Source organism: Streptomyces sp. NPDC041129 (assembly GCF_055592265.1).
The window spans coordinates 141395-158035 of the sequence record NZ_JBVIYV010000002.1; the positions used below are offsets into that span (position 1 = coordinate 141395).

At 72.1% G+C, this 16641-nt stretch carries 15 protein-coding genes; 6 read left to right on the forward strand and 9 right to left on the reverse strand.

Going from position 1 to position 16641, the window contains the following annotated elements:
* Positions 1-162: 162 nt before the first annotated feature.
* From ACZ6B1_RS08790 to ACZ6B1_RS08805, 4 genes are all read left to right on the forward strand, one after another.
* Positions 163-1173: a polyprenyl synthetase family protein gene (locus tag ACZ6B1_RS08790; protein WP_468776302.1), complete on the forward strand. Its 1011-nt coding sequence runs from the start codon at positions 163-165 to the stop codon at positions 1171-1173.
* Positions 1174-1419: 246 nt separating this feature from the next.
* Positions 1420-2628: a LolA family protein gene (locus ACZ6B1_RS08795; RefSeq protein WP_468776304.1), complete on the forward strand. Its 1209-nt coding sequence runs from the start codon at positions 1420-1422 to the stop codon at positions 2626-2628.
* 48 nt (positions 2629-2676) lie between these two features.
* Positions 2677-3651 (forward strand): ABC transporter ATP-binding protein, encoded by a 975-nt coding sequence (locus tag ACZ6B1_RS08800; RefSeq protein WP_468776306.1) that lies wholly within the window; start codon positions 2677-2679, stop codon positions 3649-3651.
* On the forward strand, positions 3638-4522 hold the full coding sequence (locus ACZ6B1_RS08805; protein WP_468776308.1) for an ABC transporter permease: 885 nt from the start codon (positions 3638-3640) through the stop codon (positions 4520-4522). The genes ACZ6B1_RS08800 and ACZ6B1_RS08805 overlap by 14 nt, the downstream gene beginning before the upstream one ends.
* A 6-nt stretch (positions 4523-4528) precedes the next feature.
* Here the strand turns inward: ACZ6B1_RS08805 and ACZ6B1_RS08810 are convergent, their stop codons facing one another.
* A complete protein-coding gene (locus tag ACZ6B1_RS08810) occupies positions 4529-5116 on the reverse strand; it encodes a flavodoxin family protein (RefSeq protein WP_468776310.1) in 588 nt (195 codons plus the stop codon).
* 217 nt (positions 5117-5333) lie between these two features.
* Between ACZ6B1_RS08810 and ACZ6B1_RS08815 the strand changes: the two genes are divergently transcribed.
* On the forward strand, positions 5334-6563 hold the full coding sequence (locus ACZ6B1_RS08815; RefSeq protein WP_468776312.1) for a hypothetical protein: 1230 nt from the start codon (positions 5334-5336) through the stop codon (positions 6561-6563).
* Between the two features lie 29 nt (positions 6564-6592).
* Here ACZ6B1_RS08815 and ACZ6B1_RS08820 read toward each other — a convergent pair whose 3' ends face one another.
* From ACZ6B1_RS08820 to ACZ6B1_RS08830, 3 genes are all read right to left on the reverse strand, one after another.
* Positions 6593-7078, reverse strand: a complete 486-nt coding sequence (locus ACZ6B1_RS08820) for a VOC family protein (RefSeq protein WP_468776314.1) — start codon at positions 7076-7078, stop codon at positions 6593-6595.
* A 45-nt stretch (positions 7079-7123) separates the two neighbouring features.
* Positions 7124-8086: an EamA family transporter RarD gene (rarD, locus tag ACZ6B1_RS08825; RefSeq protein WP_468776316.1), complete on the reverse strand. Its 963-nt coding sequence runs from the start codon at positions 8084-8086 to the stop codon at positions 7124-7126.
* A 136-nt stretch (positions 8087-8222) separates the two neighbouring features.
* Positions 8223-9077 carry an SDR family oxidoreductase gene (locus ACZ6B1_RS08830; RefSeq protein WP_468776318.1) on the reverse strand — a complete coding sequence of 285 codons (855 nt, stop codon included), beginning with the start codon at positions 9075-9077 and terminating at the stop codon, positions 8223-8225.
* 111 nt (positions 9078-9188) lie between these two features.
* On the opposite strand from ACZ6B1_RS08830, the gene ACZ6B1_RS08835 reads away from it, so the two are divergent.
* The gene (locus ACZ6B1_RS08835; RefSeq protein WP_468776320.1) at positions 9189-9599 is read left to right on the forward strand and encodes a winged helix-turn-helix transcriptional regulator; all 411 of its coding nucleotides are present in this window, start codon (positions 9189-9191) and stop codon (positions 9597-9599) included.
* Between the two features lie 19 nt (positions 9600-9618).
* Here the strand turns inward: ACZ6B1_RS08835 and ACZ6B1_RS08840 are convergent, their stop codons facing one another.
* The 5 genes from ACZ6B1_RS08840 to ACZ6B1_RS08860 form a co-directional block, all read right to left on the reverse strand.
* Positions 9619-10680: a 2-oxoacid:ferredoxin oxidoreductase subunit beta gene (locus ACZ6B1_RS08840; RefSeq protein ID WP_468776322.1), complete on the reverse strand. Its 1062-nt coding sequence runs from the start codon at positions 10678-10680 to the stop codon at positions 9619-9621.
* Positions 10673-12601 carry a 2-oxoacid:acceptor oxidoreductase subunit alpha gene (locus ACZ6B1_RS08845; RefSeq protein WP_468776324.1) on the reverse strand — a complete coding sequence of 643 codons (1929 nt, stop codon included), beginning with the start codon at positions 12599-12601 and terminating at the stop codon, positions 10673-10675. The genes ACZ6B1_RS08840 and ACZ6B1_RS08845 overlap by 8 nt, the downstream gene beginning before the upstream one ends.
* A 291-nt stretch (positions 12602-12892) precedes the next feature.
* Positions 12893-13552, reverse strand: a complete 660-nt coding sequence (locus ACZ6B1_RS08850) for a response regulator transcription factor (RefSeq protein WP_351667852.1) — start codon at positions 13550-13552, stop codon at positions 12893-12895.
* Positions 13553-13712: 160 nt separating this feature from the next.
* The gene (locus ACZ6B1_RS08855) at positions 13713-15077 is read right to left on the reverse strand and encodes a sensor histidine kinase (protein ID WP_468776326.1); all 1365 of its coding nucleotides are present in this window, start codon (positions 15075-15077) and stop codon (positions 13713-13715) included.
* Positions 15078-15272: 195 nt separating this feature from the next.
* A complete protein-coding gene (locus ACZ6B1_RS08860) occupies positions 15273-16469 on the reverse strand; it encodes a sensor histidine kinase (protein WP_468776328.1) in 1197 nt (398 codons plus the stop codon).
* Positions 16470-16641: the final 172 nt, after the last annotated feature.

Here is a 16641-nt window from a genome sequence, read left to right on the forward strand (position 1 = left end):
GTGGTCGGCAGTGCGCCGATCATGGTCCGATGCCCTCCGTGCCGGACCGGTGGGCGCCCTCGGTGATCGAAACAGGACCGGATACGCTGACTTGAGTGAGGGCAGCGACCTATCGACAAACCGTGTAATCGCCAGCAGACACCAGCAGACAGGAGACCCCTCGTGACCGTCGTCGGGCCGTTCGGGCTGAGCGTGCGGGACCAGGCTCTGGAAGCCGATGTCCAGGCCGGATTGACGGCTGTCGAGGAAGGCTTGCTCGAGGCCACCAAGAGCGAGGTCCCGTTCATCACGGAGGCCGCGCAGCACCTCGTACGGGCCGGTGGGAAGCGGTTCCGGCCGCTCCTCGTGATGCTCGCGGCGCAGTTCGGGGACCCGTACGCGCCCGGTGTCGTTCCGTCGGCCGTGGTCGTGGAGCTGACCCACCTGGCCACGCTGTACCACGACGACGTCATGGACGAGGCGTCCGTGCGGCGCGGGGTGGACAGCGCCAACACGCGCTGGGGCAACTCCGTCGCGGTCCTCACCGGCGACTTCCTCTTCGCCCGCGCCTCCCAGATCCTCGCCGACCTCGGCCCCGAGGCGGTCCGGGTCCAGGCCCTCGCGTTCGAGCGGCTGGTCACCGGCCAGATCCTGGAGACCGCGGGCCCCTCGGACGGCCGCGACCCGGTCGAGCACTACCTTGACGTGCTGGGAGGCAAGACCGGCTCCCTGGTGGCGGTCTCCTGCCGGTTCGGCGCGATGATGTCCGGCGCCGACGAGAGGGTCGTCGACGTGCTCACCCAGTACGGCGAGCGGCTCGGTGTCGCCTTCCAGCTCGCCGACGACGTCCTGGACATCGCCTCCGACTCGCACGAGTCCGGCAAGACCCCGGGGACCGACCTGCGCGAGGGCATCCCGACGCTGCCCGTGCTCCGGCTGCGCGAGCGCGCGGCCCGGCTGGGGCTGCCCGAGGACATCGCGCTGTGCGAGCTGCTCGACTCCGACCTCGGCGACGACGCCCGGCTCGAGGAGGCGCTCACCGCGCTCCGCGCCCACCCCGCGCTGGAGCAGGCCCGCAGGGACACCGTCCGCTACGCCGAGGAGGCGCGCGCCGCGCTGGCCCCGCTGCCGGAGTGCGACTCCAAGGCGGCGCTGCTCGAACTGTGCGACGCGGTGGTGCACCGGGCCGGCTGAGCCCCCCTGTCGCAGACCGAGGGCGGTGTTTCCCGCACGACCCCTACGGGTCGGGGGAGGCACCGCCCTCGGGCGTCATACCGCAGGCGTACACGGACTTGGTGCCACGGTCTGACGCTTCCTCACGGCCGATTTGGTCATATGGAAACCACGGAAATCACCACTCCTCACCGATTCGGGTGAGAATGGCGGCTCAGGTGGACCAGTGTGGGGACAGCCGCCGCCGACGACGGAGGTAAGGCACAGATGGCACCGTACGAATCCGACGACGCGACCGGCGCCGCGCGTGACGAGGACCTGCCCACCGGACGCCGCAAGGCCGCCCGGTACGTGGTCCCGGTCGCGGTGGTGGGGGTCGCGGCGGCCACGATCGGGCTGGTCCCGGCGCTCGCCGACTCCGGTGACCCCGATCTGCCGAAGATCACCGCACAGCAGCTCATCGACAAGATCGCCAAGTCGGACGTGCAGCAGCTGTCCGGCACGGTGAAGGTCAGCACCGACCTCGGCCTGCCGGACCTCGGGGGCCTGGAGAGCGGACTCGCGTCCGGGGCGGCCGGGGGCGGTGGCGACGGCGACTCCGGCGACCCGCGGTCCAAGCTCACGGAGCTGGTCTCCGGCACGCACACGCTGCGCGTGGCCGCCGACGGACCGGACCGGCAGAAGCTGTCGCTGCTGGAGAGCGGCTCCGAGTACAGCCTCATCCACGACGGCAAGGACGTCTGGGGCTACGACAGCAAGAGCAACGAGGTCCACCACTCGGCCACCGCCGGCTCCGGCGGGCAGCACCGGGCAGAGCAGCCGCCGGCCACGCCGAAGGGCTTCGCCGACGAGGCCCTGAAGGCGGTCGACGACACCACGTCCGTGACCGTCGACGGCACCGCGCAGGTCGCCGGACGCGACGCCTACAAGCTGCTGATCAAGCCCAGGCAGTCCGGCACCACGGTCGGCGCCATCAGCATCGCCGTGGACGCGAAGACGGGCACGCCGCTGAAGTTCACGCTCACCCCCAGGAGCGGCGGCGCCGCCGTGCTCGACGCGGGCTTCACCCAGGTCTCCTTCGCCAAGCCGGCCGCCTCCACCTTCGACTTCACCCCGCCCAAGGGCGCGAAGGTCACCGAGGAGAAGGAAGGCGGCAAGGGCAGGGCGCCGGAGCACGCCCCCAAGGGCGGTGAGGACCTCACCAAGGGCCTGAACGGTGCCACCGTGCTCGGTGAGGGCTGGACGTCGGTCGCCGTCTTCGACACCGGCGGCAAGGGCGGCGTGCCGTCCGGCGACCAGGGCGGTGCGCTCGGCGGCTTCCTCGGCTCGCTCGGCGACCAGGTCTCGGGCAAGTTCGGCAAGGGCACGGTGTTCTCCACCCGCCTGGTCAACGCCCTGATCACCGACGACGGCAAGGTCTACGCCGGTGCGGTGACCAAGGACGCGCTGGTGAAGGCGGCGAACACGGGGAAGTGATCCTTCCCGGGCACGGGCAGGCAGGAGCGGGCAACCGAGGGGGAGCCGATGGACGAACCGTCCGCCGGAGGGCGTGATGCGGGAGACGCGCCGGAGCACGTCATCGCCACGCGCGGCCTCACCAAGCGCTACCGCGGCGGACAGCTCGCCGTCGACGGTCTCGACCTGACCGTTCCGGCGGGCAGCGTCTTCGGCTTCCTCGGCCCGAACGGCTCCGGCAAGACCACCACCATCCGCATGCTGATGGGCCTGATCGAGCCGACCTCGGGCACGGCCCGCGTCCTGGGCCGGCCCATGCCCCGCTCCGCTCGCACCGTCCTGCCGCGGGTCGGCGCGCTGATCGAGGGTCCGGCCCTGTACGGCTTCCTGTCCGGCCGGGACAACCTGCTGCGCTACGACGCCGCCGACCCGACGGCCGATCCGCGCACCCGGCGCGCCCGCGTCGCGGCAGCCCTGGACCGGGTGGGCCTGACGGCGGCGGCGGGCAAGAAGGCGAGGGCGTACTCGCTCGGCATGAAGCAGCGCCTGGGCCTGGCCGCCGCCCTGCTCCAGCCGCGCGGACTGCTCGTGCTGGACGAGCCCACCAACGGGCTCGACCCGCAGGGCATGCGGGAGATCCGCGCCCTGGTGAAGGAACTGGCGTCCGACGGTACGACCGTGTTCCTGTCCTCCCACCTCCTCGACGAGATCGAGCAGGTGTGCACGCACGCGGCGGTGATGGCGCGGGGCCGCCTGATCATCCAGGGCGCCGTCGCCGACCTGGCCGCCGGGGCGCGCGGCCGGCTGGCGGTGAGCACGCCGGATCCCGCCGAGGCGGCCCGGGTGCTGAAGGAGCAGGGCGTCGCGGACGTCGTCGCCGACGGCGACCGGGTGACCGGCGAGCCACCCGAGCGGGACCTCGCGGAGCTGAACGCGGCCCTGGTCGCGGCGGGCGTCCGGGTGCGAAGCTTCACCCTCGAACGGGCCTCGCTGGAGGACGCGTTCGTGGCACTGACCGGGGAGGGCTTCGATGTCGCGGGCTGAGGCACTCCGGGCGCCGGCCGGGCACCGGCCGAGTCCGCTGTGGACCTTCGGACTGCTGCGCAGCGAGCTGGTCACCACGCTGCGCCGCTGGCGCACGCTCGCGCTGCTCGCGGTGCTGGCGGCGGTGCCGGTACTGGTCGGGATCGCGGTGCGGATCGAGACGCGGGGCGGTCCCGGGGCGGACGGCGGCAGCGGCGAGGGGCCGGCGTTCATGGCCCAGATCACCAACAACGGTCTGTTCCTGGTGTTCACGGCGCTGGCCGCGACCCTGCCGTTCTTCCTGCCGATGGCGGTCGGCGTCGTCGCGGGCGACTCGATCGCCGGCGAGGCCGGTGCCGGCACCCTGCGCTATCTGCTGGTGGCCCCGGCCGGCCGCACCCGCCTGCTGCTCACCAAGTACGCGACGGTCATGGCCTTCTGCCTGCTCGCCACCCTGGTCGTGGCCGTGTCCGCGCTGGCCGTCGGGGCGTTGCTGTTCCCGCTCGGCGACCTCACGACCATCTCCGGCACGAGCATCACCTTCACCGAGGGCCTCGGCCGGGCGCTGCTGATCGCGCTGGTCGTCGCCGCCTCACTGGTCGGCATCGCGGCGCTCGGCCTGTTCGTGTCCACCCTGACCAACAGCGGTATCGCGGCGATGGCGACCACCGTGGGCCTGCTCATCACCGTTCAGATCCTCGACCAGATACCCCAGTTGGACGCGCTGCGGCCGTACTTCTTCTCCCACTACTGGCTGTCCTTCGCCGACCTGATGCGTGACCCCGTCTACTGGGACGACCTGGTGAGGAACCTCGGTCTCCAGGCGCTGTACGCGGCCGTGTTCGGCTCGGCGGCCTGGGCGCGGTTCACGACGAAGGACATCAGCGTCTAGGACGGATCAGGCCTCCTGGTACGGGAAGCGGGCGAGGGGCGCCTCCCGCGCGAAGAACGTCTTCGCGCGCGTGAGCGCGTCGGTGTCCCTGGCCACGTCCCCGGGCGCGCTGCCGTTGCCGAGCAGCACACCGCCGAAGCGCATCCCCAGGTACGCGGCCGAGTTGTTGAGCGTGCCGACGAGCGGGTCGCCGACCGACGGCTCCCGGTCGGCCCGGGCCGAGACGCCCCACAGGGTGCGGCCGGCCATCGTCGCCCTGAAGTCGATGCCCGGGGTGCGCAGCCAGGCCGACCAGTGGTCCAGGTACCGCTTGGTGTGGCCGGAGACCGAGTACCAGTACAGCGGTGAGGCGATCACCAGGTCCGTGGCCGCGAGGGTGGCGTCCAGCAGCAGGCCGGCCGTGGTGTCCGCGGCCGGCCGTACGTGGTCGGTGTCGTGCCGCAGGTCCGTGAAGTCGGGCAGCGGGTGGTCGATGAGGCGGATCCACTGCTGCTCGACGTCACCGGGGAGCTGTTCGGCGGCCGCGCGGGCCAGCAGCTCGGTGTTGCCGTCGGGCCGGGCACTGCCCAGGACGAAAAGGAAGCGGCGGCTCATGGGGTCCCCCGTAGAGGTTGATGTCGGACCGCGAATAAGGGCGTGTGCATTTTATGCACACGCAAGCAGTCTGTTTCAAGGGGCGAGTCCGGGTCTCCGGGCTGCGGCTGGTGCGAGGCTGTGACGTCGCGGTGACGCGGGAGCCGGGCTGAACGGACACACTGGTCGGCAGGACGCGTACGGACCGGATCGTGGCGCCGGGGGAGTGAGGGAACCGATGTCTCGACTCAGCTTCGAGAAGAAGCGGGCACAGCAGCCCGTGGCACACCCCGCGGCGGTGGCCGTCCGGGTGTCCGGCACGGGCAGTGCCTCGGTGGGCGGGACGGCGGTCGTCGCGGAGCCGGGCGAGGAGATCCAGCAGGCCGTGCTGAACCACCTCCAGCGCCTCGCCATCAGCCTGGGCACCTCGATACGCGCCACGATCCACGACGACCGGGCCGGCTGCGTGGTCCCCCTCGAGGTCTCGGCGGACGGCTCCAGCCGGGTGGCGGGGGACCCCGTGCGGGTCGCTCCGGGTGCCGGCACGGACGGACCCGGTGCGGTGGCGCCCGGGGCCGCGGTGTCCGGTCCGGTCACGGTGGACGCCGGTCCGGCGCGGGCTCCGCAGGGGCAGTTCGGGCCGCCGCCGGTCATGGGCGCCGTCCCCGGCGCGCGGACCGCCGCCGGAACCCGGACGCCGGCCTCCGTCCCCGCTTACGGGCCCCGGATCATGCCCCCCGCGCCCGCGCAGCACCCTGAGCCGGTCGCCGCGGTACCCGCGCCGCGCCGCGAGGAACCCCCCGTCGCACCCGCACCGCACCCCGACCCGGCGGCCTCACGTCCCGTCCGGGGGATCCCCGGGGCGCCCGCGGCCGTCCCCGACGCGCCCCTGCACGATCCCGAGCCCGTCCCGGCCTCGACCCCGACTCCCACCCCCGCCCGCGGCTTCGACGCCGTGGCCGAAGAGGTGCTCGGGGACACGCCCGTGACCGAGACCGCGGAGGGCGCCGAACTGCTCACCGAGCCGATGGCGCGAATCAACGAGGCCGTCCGGGACGGCCGTATCGAGGCGGCGGCGGAGCTCGCCGACCGCACGGTAGCCGAGGCCTCCGCGGTACTGGGCCCCCGCCATCCCGAGGTGCTGCATCTGGGCGAACTGACCGCCTACATCGCCTATCTGGCGGGCGACCCGGTGCGCTCCTTCCACCTCTCCCTGGACCTCGCCCGGCTGCGCAGGCAGGCGAGCGACGCGGAGGCGGCCTACGGCAACGTGCGCAGCGCGGCCACCGCCTGGCGCGCGGTGCGCGACCCCGAGGAGGGGCTGCGGCTGGGCCGCGACCTCCTCGGCCTGTGGACGGACCTCACCACGGAGCCCGGACCCGCGGCCGGCGACCCGGAGCCCCTGGAGTCGGCACGCTCGCGCATGGTCCGCCTGACCGACCGCGCGGCCGGGGCGGCGCGGGCATAGCCGGCCGGCGCCGCCCGGACCGCCGACGGCTACACGACGCAGAACTCGTTGTCCTCCGGGTCTGCCATCAGCACCCACTCGCCGGCGGGGTCCTTCACCTCGCGCAGCACCCGCGCGCCCAGGGTCTCCAGCCGCGCCACCTCGTCCGCGCGGCGCCCCTCACCGGCGTGCACGTCGATGTGCAGCCTGTTCTTGACCGTCTTCGCCTCCGGGACGCGCTGGAAGAGCAGCCGCCGGCCCAGCCCGATGCCGGTGTCCGGAGCGACGGGATCCTCGGGATGCCGTACGGCGATCAGGTCGCGGAAGGCGGGCCGGCCGTGGTACTCGACGGTGGCCTGGCCGGGCAGCGCGCCGAGGGACAGAAGCCGTTCGACGAGCGCGCTGTTGTCCTCGGCCTCGTAGTGCAGTGCGGCGGCCCAGAAGTCCGCCTGGGCGTGCGGGTCCGCCGCGTCGATGACGAGTTTCCAGCGCAGCGGGGCCGGAGCGGATGCGGATGCGGGCGTGTCTGTGGACATGCTCACCACTTATAGCGGCCCGCACGGACCCGCACCGGATCGGCGTCAGCCGACGCGGGGGACGTCCACCCGAGCGGGGTCGGCGGCCTCGACGAGCGGCGACACGGCGACCACCCGCGGCCTCCGGGCGGCGTGCAGTGCGTCCCAGGTGAGCAGGGCCAGCGCCAGCCACACCAGGGCGAATCCGGCCCAGCGCTCCGGCGGCATCGCCTCGTGGAAGTAGAGGATGCCGAGCAGGAACTGGAAGACCGGGGCCAGGTACTGCAGCAGTCCCAGCGTGGACAGGGGCACCCGGATCGCCGCCGCGCCGAAGCAGACCAGCGGCAGCGCGGTGACGAGTCCGGTCGAGGCGAGCAGCAGGGAGTGTCCGGTGCCGCCGGTGGTGAAGGTGGACCCGCCGTGCGCGCCGAGCCAGATCAGATAGCCGAGCGCGGGCACGAACTGGACCGCGGTCTCGGCGGCGAGCGACTCGACGCCGCCGAGGGCGACCTTCTTCTTCACCAGCCCGTAGGTGGCGAACGAGAACGCCAGACAGAGCGAGATCCACGGCGGACGGCCGTAGCCGACGGTCAGGACGACGACGGCGGCGAAGCCGACCCCGACCGCGGCCCACTGCGCGCGCCGCAGCCGCTCCTTGAGGAGCAGCACGCCCATCGCGATGGTCACGAGCGGGTTGATGAAGTACCCGAGGGACGCCTCGACCACATGGCCGGAGTTCACGGCCCATATGTAGACGCCCCAGTTGACGGTGATGACGGCGGCTGCCACGACGACGAGCGCCAGCCGCCGCGGCTGCCGCAGCAGCTCCCCGGCCCAGGCCCAGCGGCGTACGACGAGCAGGGCGGCGGCGACGAAGACGAGCGACCACACCATGCGGTGGGCCAGGATCTCCATGGCTCCGGCGGGCTTCAGCAGCGGCCAGAACAGCGGGACCAGGCCCCACATCCCGTACGCGGCGAAACCGTTCACCAGGCCTGTCCGGTGTTCTCCTCTGGACGTCCCGGCCATGGGCCCCTCCTTCTCGCCTCAGCCACATGTGCGAGGAAGAAGGTAGCGCCGAGCGGCCTCGTCTGTCATGCCCGTATCGCCATACGGTCATGACAGACGGGTGTGCGGGCCCGCGCGGGGGCTCCGTGCGGCCGTTTCAGCCCTTGAGCGCGGCGGCGACGGCCTCGGTGAGCGGGGTGGTCGGACGGCCCGTCAGGCGGGAGAGGTCGCCGGTGGAGACGACCAGCTCGCCCTTCTCGATCGAGGCGTCCACGCCGGCCAGTACCGCGGCCAGCGGCCCGGGCAGCCCGGCGCCGGCCAGGATGGACTCGAGCGTCTCGACCGGTACCGGGGTGTAGGCGATCTCCCGGCCGGTCTGCCGGCTCAGCTCGGCCGCGTACTCGGCGAAGCTCCACGCCTCGTCGCCGCCCAGCTCGTACGTCGAGTTCTCGTGGCCCTCGCCGGTCAGTACCGCCACGGCGGCTGCCGCGTAGTCGGCGCGGGAGGCCGAGGAGACCCGGCCGTCGCCGGCGGCCTGGACGACCGCGCCGTGCTCCAGCACCGGGGCGAGGTTCTCCGTGTAGTTCTCGTGGTACCAGCCGTTGCGCAGCAGGCTGTAGGGCAGGCCGGAGCCGAGCAGTGCCGCCTCGGTGGCACGGTGGTCGTCGGCGAGCGCGGCCGTGAGGGTGCCCGGGGCGCTGGTGTACGCCAGCAGCGCGACACCGGCGGCCCTGGCGGAGTCGATGACGACCTGGTGCTGCTGGACCCGGCCCTTGTCGAACTCGTTGCCGGAGATCAGCAGGACCTTGTCGCCGGCCTGGAACAGGCCGGCGAAGGTCTCGGGTGCGTTGTAGTCGGCCACGGCCACCCGGACCCCGCGGGCGGCGAGGCCGGCGGCCTTCGCCTCGTCGCGCGCGACGGCGGTGATCTCTTTGGCCGGAACCTTCTCCAGCAACTGCTCCACGACGTGGCGGCCGAGGTGTCCGGTGGCTCCGGTGACGACGATGCTCATGATGCGCGGTCTCCTTGTGGGTGCGTCCGTCGGTGACTCCGTATGTCTGTCACTAACCCTAGGAGTGGCGCTAACCAAGCGAAAGTACCCACTTTGAAGTAAGGTACTGGCATGGCAGTAAGTGAACGGATGGCCACCGCGGAATCCGAGGCCCAGTGCCCGTACCGCCTCGTCCTGGAGCACCTCACCAGCCGCTGGGGCGTCCTTGTGCTGATCGAGCTGCTGGAGCGGCCGTACCGCTTCAGCGAGCTGCGCCGGGCGATCGGGCGGTACGGCGGCCGGGGGGTCAGCGAGAAGATGCTGACCCAGACCCTGCAGACCCTGGAGCGCGACGGGCTGGTCCACCGAGACGCCAAGCCGGTGATCCCGCCCCGCGTCGACTACTCGCTCACCGGCCTCGGCGAGGAGGCGGCGCGGCAGGTGCGGTCCCTCGCCCGGTGGACGCACGAGCGCATGGACGAGGTGGAGCAGGCCCGGCTGGCGTACGACGAGGCCCGGGAACTCAGGTCCCGGGCCTCCTAGTCGGTGTGCGGGCCGCTCGTCAGCCGACGACCGTCCAGGTGTCCCCGCCGGCCAGCAGGGCGCCCAGGTCGCCCTTGCCGTGCTGTTCGATCGCCGAGTCGAGCTGGTCGGCCATCTCGCTGTCGTAGACCGGCCGCTCGACCGAGCGGAACACGCCGATCGGGGTGTGGTGCAGGGTGTCCGGGTCGGCGAGCCGGGAGAGAGCGAAGGCGGTGGTGGGGGACGCGGAGTGCGCGTCGTGCACCAGGACGTCCGCCTCGTTGTCCGCGCTCACCGTCACCACCTTCAGATCGCCGGTGTGCCGGTCACGGACGACCCCGCGCGACCCGTCGGCCCCGAAGCGGATCTGCTGCCCGTGCTCGAGGCGGATCAGCGCCTCCTCGGCCCGCTGCCGGTCCTTCAGGGCGTCGAAGGCGCCGTCGTTGAAGATGTTGCAGTTCTGGTAGATCTCGATCAGCGCCGTGCCCGGGTGGTCGGCGGCCGCGCGCAGCACCTCGGTGAGGTGCTTGCGGTCGGAGTCGATGGTCCGGGCCACGAAGGACGCCTCCGCGCCGATCGCCAGGGACACCGGGTTGAAGGGCGCGTCAAGGGAGCCCATCGGCGTCGACTTGGTGATCTTGCCGATCTCGGAGGTCGGGCTGTACTGGCCCTTGGTCAGGCCGTAGATCCGGTTGTTGAACAGCAGGATCTTCAGGTTGACGTTGCGGCGCAGGGCGTGGATGAGGTGGTTGCCGCCGATGGAGAGGGCGTCGCCGTCACCGGTGACCACCCACACGCTCAGGTCGCGGCGGGAGGAGGCGAGGCCGGTGGCGATCGCTGGGGCGCGGCCGTGGATGGAGTGCATCCCGTAGGTGTTCATGTAGTACGGGAAGCGGGAGGAGCAGCCGATGCCGGAGACGAAGACGATGTTCTCCCTGGCCAGCCCCAGCTCGGGCATGAAGCCCTGGACCGCGGCCAGGATCGCGTAGTCACCGCAGCCCGGGCACCAGCGCACCTCCTGGTCGGACTTGAAGTCCTTCATCGACTGCTTCGCCTCGGCCTTGGGGACCAACTGCAGCAGCCCGTTGGTGGCGTCAGTCATCGATGGCCTCCTTCAGCGCGGCGGCGAGCTGCTCCGCCTTGAACGGCATGCCGTTGACCTGGTTGTACGAGTGGGCGTCGACCAGGTACTTCGCCCGGATCAGCGTGGCTAGCTGCCCGAGGTTCATCTCGGGGATCACCACCTTGTCGTAGCGCTCGAGCACCTCGCCCAGGTTGCGCGGGAAGGGGTTGAGATGGCGCAGGTGGGCCTGCGCGACGGCCTCGCCGGCGGCGCGCAGTCTTCGCACCGCCGCCGTGATGGGCCCGTAGGTGGAACCCCAGCCGAGGACCAGGGTGCGCGCCCCGTCCGGGTCGTCGGTCTCGATGTCCGGGACGTCGATGCCGTCGATCTTGGCCTGGCGGGTGCGGACCATGAAGTCGTGGTTGGCCGGGTCGTAGGAGATGTTGCCCGCGCCGTCCTGCTTCTCGATGCCGCCGATGCGGTGCTCCAGACCCGGCGTGCCCGGGATCGCCCACGGCCGGGCGAGGGTCTGCGGGTCGCGCTTGTACGGCCAGAACACCTCGGTGCCGTCGTCCAGGGTGTGGTTCGGGCCGGTGGCGAATCGGACCCTGAGGTCGGGCAGCTCGTCCAGGTCCGGGATGCGCCAGGGCTCGGAGCCGTTGGCGAGATAGCCGTCGGACAGCAGGATCACCGGCGTGCGGTAGGTGAGCGCGATCCGGGCCGCCTCCAGGGCCGCGTCGAAGCAGTCCGCGGGGGTCTTCGGCGCGACCACCGGAACCGGGGCCTCGCCGTTGCGGCCGTACATCGCCTGCAGCAGGTCCGCCTGCTCGGTCTTGGTCGGCAGGCCCGTCGACGGACCGCCACGCTGGATGTCGACCACCAGCAGCGGCAGTTCCAGCGACACCGCGAGGCCGATCGTCTCGCTCTTGAGGGCGACCCCCGGACCGGACGTGGTCGTCACCGCCAGCGAGCCGCCGAAGGCCGCGCCCAGCGCCGCGCCGATCCCTGCGATCTCGTCCTCCGCCTGGAACGTCCGCACACCGAAGTTCTTGTGCTTGCTCAGCTCGTGCAGGATGTCCGAGGCAGGGGTGATCGGGTACGAGCCCAGGAACAGCGGCAGATCCGCCTGCTGGGAGGCGGCGACCAGGCCGTAGGACAGGGCCAGGTTCCCGGAGATGTTGCGGTAGGTGCCCACCGGGAAGGCCTTGGCGGCCGGGGCGACCTCGTAGGAGACCGCGAAGTCCTCGGTCGTCTCGCCGAAGTTCCAGCCCGCCCGGAAGGCGGCGATGTTCGCGGTCGCGATGTCCGGCTTCTTGGCGAACTTGGTGTTCAGGAACTTCTCGGTGCCCTCGGTCGGCCGGTGGTACATCCAGGACAGCAGGCCCAGGGCGAACATGTTCTTGCTGCGCTCGGCCTCCTTGCGGGAGAGGTCGAACTCCTTGAGCGCCTCGACCGTGAGCGTCGTCAGCGGCACCGGGTGCAGGTGGTAGCCGTCGAGCGAGCCGTCCTCCAACGGGGAGGCGTCGTAGCCGACCTTCTGCAGGGCGCGCTTGGTGAACTCGTCCGTGTTGACGATGATCTCGGCGCCGCGCGGCAGGTCGCCGATGTTGGCCTTCAGGGCGGCCGGGTTCATCGCGACCAGCACGTTCGGCGCGTCGCCGGGGGTGAGGATGTCGTGGTCGGCGAAGTGGAGCTGGAAGGAGGAGACACCGGGCAGGGTGCCCGCGGGGGCGCGGATCTCGGCGGGGAAGTTCGGGAGGGTGGAGAGGTCGTTGCCGAAGGACGCGGTCTCCGAGGTGAAGCGGTCACCGGTGAGCTGCATGCCGTCACCCGAGTCCCCCGCGAACCGGATGATCACCCGGTCCAGGCGCCGCACGTCCTTCGCTCCGCCCGGTTTGCGCTGCTCTCCCACGACGGCCGCGTCGGCCTGCTCCGCTGGGCTGCTGACCTGGCTGGTCACTGAACTGGACCTCCTTCGAGGCGGCTGTCCGGGAATGGTCGTCCCACGGACCATCCCAGAATCAACCCTACGTCGCTCAGGGTCGCCCTCCGGCGGCCATCCGCATGATGGACGGCGTTTCGAGACGCCCCTCGCGCTGGATTCTCATGGTTCTCGCGCCGCCCAAGCTACGGTCAACCGGCTCGCCGCGCCTGTGCGCCTTTCGGATTCCTTCCTCCGGCCCTCGTCCACCCGGGTACCGGCTCCACAGAAGCCGGACGGACTGACACCCTGCTGACGAGTGTCGGTCGGTCACGAGTTCAGATAGGTCAGAACGGCCAGAACACGCCGGTGGTCGCCGTCGCTCGGGGACAGCCCGAGCTTCAGGAAGATGTTGCTGACGTGCTTCTCCACGGCCCCGTCGCTGACCACGAGCTGCCGGGCGACCGCCGAGTTCGTCCGGCCCTCCGCCATCAGCCCCAGCACCTCGCGCTCCCGCGGGGTGAGCCCCGCCAGCACGTCCTGCTTGCGGCTGCGCCCGAGGAGCTGCGCGACCACCTCGGGGTCCAGCGCGGTACCGCCGCCGGCGACCCGCACCACCGCGTCGACGAACTCCCGCACCTCGGCGACCCGGTCCTTGAGCAGATAGCCCACGCCCCGGCTGGAACCGGCCAGCAGCTCGGTGGCGTACCGCTCCTCCACGTACTGGGACAGCACCAGCACCCCGAGCCCCGGGTGCGTCCTGCGCAGCCGAACGGCGGCCCGCACCCCCTCGTCGGTGTGGGTCGGCGGCATCCGCACGTCCGCCACCACCACATCGGGCAGCTCACCCTGGGCATCCAGGTCGGCGATGGTCTTGAGCAGCGCCTCCGCGTCACCGACGCCGGCCACGACGTCATGCCCGCGGTCGGTCAGCAACCGGGTCAGGCCCTCTCTGAGCAGCACCGAGTCCTCGGCGATGACCACCCGCACCCTGTTCTCCACGATCTCCCGGCCCCCCACAGCCCGACCTTCCGACGGCGTCTCGTACGAAGGTCAAGCATTCCAGCATTCGGGGCGGCGCGCCCAGGAGCGGGGGAAACAGCCGCGCGGCATGAGTTCGTGTCCTGCCCGGCGGCCAGGACGCGTCCGCTCAGCCGCGCCAGGGCAGCTCCGCGATCACCCGGGTGGGGCCGCCCGCCGGGGAGTCCACGACCAGGACCCCGTCCACCGCGTCCAGGCGGCCGGCAAGTCCGGCCAGGCCCGAGCCCCGGGTGGCGTCGGCGCCGCCGACGCCGTCGTCCAGCACCTGGACGAGCAGCCGGTCCTCGGTCCGCCAGACGTCGACCGAGGCGGAGCGCGCCCGGCTGTGCTTGCTGATGTTCTGCAGCAGCTCGGAGACGGTGAAGTAGGCGATGCCCTCGATGGCCGGGGCGGGCCGGGACGGCAGATCGACCTCCACCCGCACCGGGACCGCGCAGCGGGAGGCGACGGCGGACAGGGCCGCGTCCAGGCCGCGGTCGGTCAGCACCGCCGGGTGGATACCGCGTGCCAGGTCACGCAGCTCCTGAAGGGCCGTCTTCACCTCGCCGTGCGCGTCCTCCACCATCCGGGCCGCCTCTCGCGGGTCCTCCCGCAGCTTCTCCTTCGCCAGCCCCAGATCCATGGCGAGGTTGACCAGCCGGGCCTGCGCCCCGTCGTGCAGGTCCCGCTCGATGCGGCGCAGGTCGGCGGCCGCCGTGTCGACCACGACCCCCCGGTCCGACTCCAGCTCCACGACCCGCGCCGACAGCCGCGAGGGCCCCAGCAGCCCGCGCACCAGCAGCCCGTCCACCGTCACCAGACCTCGCACGATCCACGGCGTGGCCAGCGTGAACAGCAGACCCACCAGCGCCGTCACGGTGATCTCGAACGGGTTGTCGAGATAGACGCTGTGGTGCGCGTCGCCGTACAGCTGCAGGCCGCCCTGTCCCGCGTACATCGGGAACACCCAGAACCACAGCGGATACGTCAGCAGTGCCCAGCCGACCGTCCAGAAGTTCACCGCCACGACGAACGAGAACACCGACCAGGGGAACTGGAGCAGCGCGTACAGCAGGTGCCGCCACGACGCGCCGCTCTTCAGCACCGCGCCCATCCAGGCGAACACCCCCGGCTTGGCCACCCGCAGCGGCTCCGGGTCGGCCACCTCCAGGCGCAGCAGCGCACGCGCGCGCGTGCGCTCCAGTACGCCGAAGCCGCGGCAGCCGGCGAGCGCCGCCGCCAGCACCGGGACCCCGAGGAAGGTGATGAGCAGGCCCGCGCCGAGCGACACCATGGTCACCGCCCAGCAGAACAGCACGATCGCGATCGGCAGGCTCAGCAGCACGTAGCCGAACTCGCGCAGGCTCCGCGCTTCGACGGGCGCCCGCAGGGCGGCGGGCAGCCGGTGGCGCCGCTCCCCGTCGTGGGCGGGGAAGCCGGATCCGGCGGGGTGCCCGTGTCCCCGCCCGTACCCCTGTCCGTACTCCGTGGCCATCGGTGTCGTCCGTTCTCCTCGTCCTGGCGGCGCTGCTGCGACCGTGTGTCCAGCGTGGCGGGCCACGGTCCCGGGAACCATGGAGGCCGTCGGCGTCTCGGCCCGGGGGTTTTCCCCACCCCGCGCGGCGGGGGGCCTTCACCGCCCCGCGCGGGGCGGGGCCCCGGGAGGTGGCGCGGGGCGGGACGGCGCGGGCTACTCCTTCCGGTCCCGCCAGGGCAGCTCCGCCGTCACCACGGTGGGGCCGCCGGCGGGGGAGTCGACCACGAACAGGCCGTCGACCGCGCCCAGCCGCTCCGCCAGCCCCCGCATGCCGCTGCCGGTCTCCAGCCGGGCGCCGCCGACTCCGTCGTCCCGGACCTGGACGAGCAGCCGGTCCTCGGTCCGCCAGACGTCGACGGAGGCGGACCGCGCCCGGCTGTGCTTGCTGATGTTCTGCAGCAGCTCGGAGACGGTGAAGTAGGCGATGCCCTCGATGGCCGCGGCGGGCCGGGTCGGCAGGTCCGCCGTCACCTTGACCGGCACCGTGCAGCGGGAGGCGACGGCGGACAGGGCCGCGTCGAGGCCGCGGTCGGTCAGCACCGCCGGGTGAATGCCCCGGGCCAGGTCGCGCAGCTCCTGCAGCGCGAGCTTCACCTCGCCGTGCGCCTCGTCCACCATCGCGGCGGCCGAGTCGGGATCCTGCAGCAGCTTCTCCTTAGCCAGGCCCAGGCCCATGGCGAGGTTGACCAGCCGGGCCTGCGCCCCGTCGTGCAGGTCACGCTCGATGCGGCGCAGGTCGGCGGCCGCCGTGTCGACCACGACGCCCCGGTCCGACTCCAGCTCGGCGATCCGACGCTCCAGCTCGTCGGACGGCGACAGCAGCCCCCGCACCATCGCCCGGTCCACGTTGGTCAGCCCCCGCGCGATGAACGGCAGCACCGGCCACAGCACGAACAACGAGGTCAGCACGGTGCAGAAGGTGAGGATGCCCCAGGGCAGCCGGATGAGGTCGTACAGCAGTGTCCGCCAGCCCACCGGGTCCTTCAGCGCCAGCCACAGCCGCTGGAACATCCCCCCGCCCCGGACGAGCGGCAGCGGTGACGGCTCGTCCACCCGCACCCCGAGCAGCGCCCGGGACCGGCTCCGCTCCAGCTTGCCGAGCTGCCGGGCGCCCAGCAGGCACACGGCGAGCAGCGGCAGCCCGATCACCGTGAGGGTGAGGACCCCGCTGACCAGCACCACCGTGAACACGTAGGTGAAGCCGAACAGCGCCACCGGCAGGTTCAGCAGGAGATGCGCGATCTCCTTCCAGGTACGCCCGTCGAGGGCCATACGGGCGGGCGGCAGGTGGTCGGACGGAAGACGGTCGGAGCCTTCGGTCCGGTCGGTGGCGGAGGCGGAAGCGGTCATGCGGGCCAGCCTGCCGTGCCCGGCGCCCGTTGTGCCATGCGGTCCACCGCCCCCGTTCCCTGGGGAAAACCCCACCCCCCGCCCGGCTCACGCGTCTCACGCCGTGACGGGCTGCTTACCGTGTCTTTATCAGGGCCTAGACTCCCGTGCGTACAGATCCTCGAATCGGGTC

Excerpts from the sequence above, each read along its gene's own strand:
- ACZ6B1_RS08795 (WP_468776304.1), top strand. The coding sequence starts at position 1,420 with ATGGCACCGTACGAATCCGACGACGCGACCGGCGCCGCGCGTGACGAG.
- ACZ6B1_RS08800 (WP_468776306.1), top strand. The coding sequence starts at position 2,677 with ATGGACGAACCGTCCGCCGGAGGGCGTGATGCGGGAGACGCGCCGGAG.
- ACZ6B1_RS08805 (WP_468776308.1), top strand. The coding sequence starts at position 3,638 with ATGTCGCGGGCTGAGGCACTCCGGGCGCCGGCCGGGCACCGGCCGAGT.
- ACZ6B1_RS08810 (WP_468776310.1), bottom strand. The coding sequence starts at position 5,116 with ATGAGCCGCCGCTTCCTTTTCGTCCTGGGCAGTGCCCGGCCCGACGGC.
- ACZ6B1_RS08815 (WP_468776312.1), top strand. The coding sequence starts at position 5,334 with ATGTCTCGACTCAGCTTCGAGAAGAAGCGGGCACAGCAGCCCGTGGCA.
- ACZ6B1_RS08820 (WP_468776314.1), bottom strand. The coding sequence starts at position 7,078 with ATGTCCACAGACACGCCCGCATCCGCATCCGCTCCGGCCCCGCTGCGC.
- rarD (WP_468776316.1), bottom strand. The coding sequence starts at position 8,086 with ATGGCCGGGACGTCCAGAGGAGAACACCGGACAGGCCTGGTGAACGGT.
- ACZ6B1_RS08830 (WP_468776318.1), bottom strand. The coding sequence starts at position 9,077 with ATGAGCATCGTCGTCACCGGAGCCACCGGACACCTCGGCCGCCACGTC.
- ACZ6B1_RS08835 (WP_468776320.1), top strand. The coding sequence starts at position 9,189 with ATGGCAGTAAGTGAACGGATGGCCACCGCGGAATCCGAGGCCCAGTGC.
- ACZ6B1_RS08840 (WP_468776322.1), bottom strand. The coding sequence starts at position 10,680 with ATGACTGACGCCACCAACGGGCTGCTGCAGTTGGTCCCCAAGGCCGAG.
- ACZ6B1_RS08855 (WP_468776326.1), bottom strand. The coding sequence starts at position 15,077 with ATGGCCACGGAGTACGGACAGGGGTACGGGCGGGGACACGGGCACCCC.
- ACZ6B1_RS08860 (WP_468776328.1), bottom strand. The coding sequence starts at position 16,469 with ATGACCGCTTCCGCCTCCGCCACCGACCGGACCGAAGGCTCCGACCGT.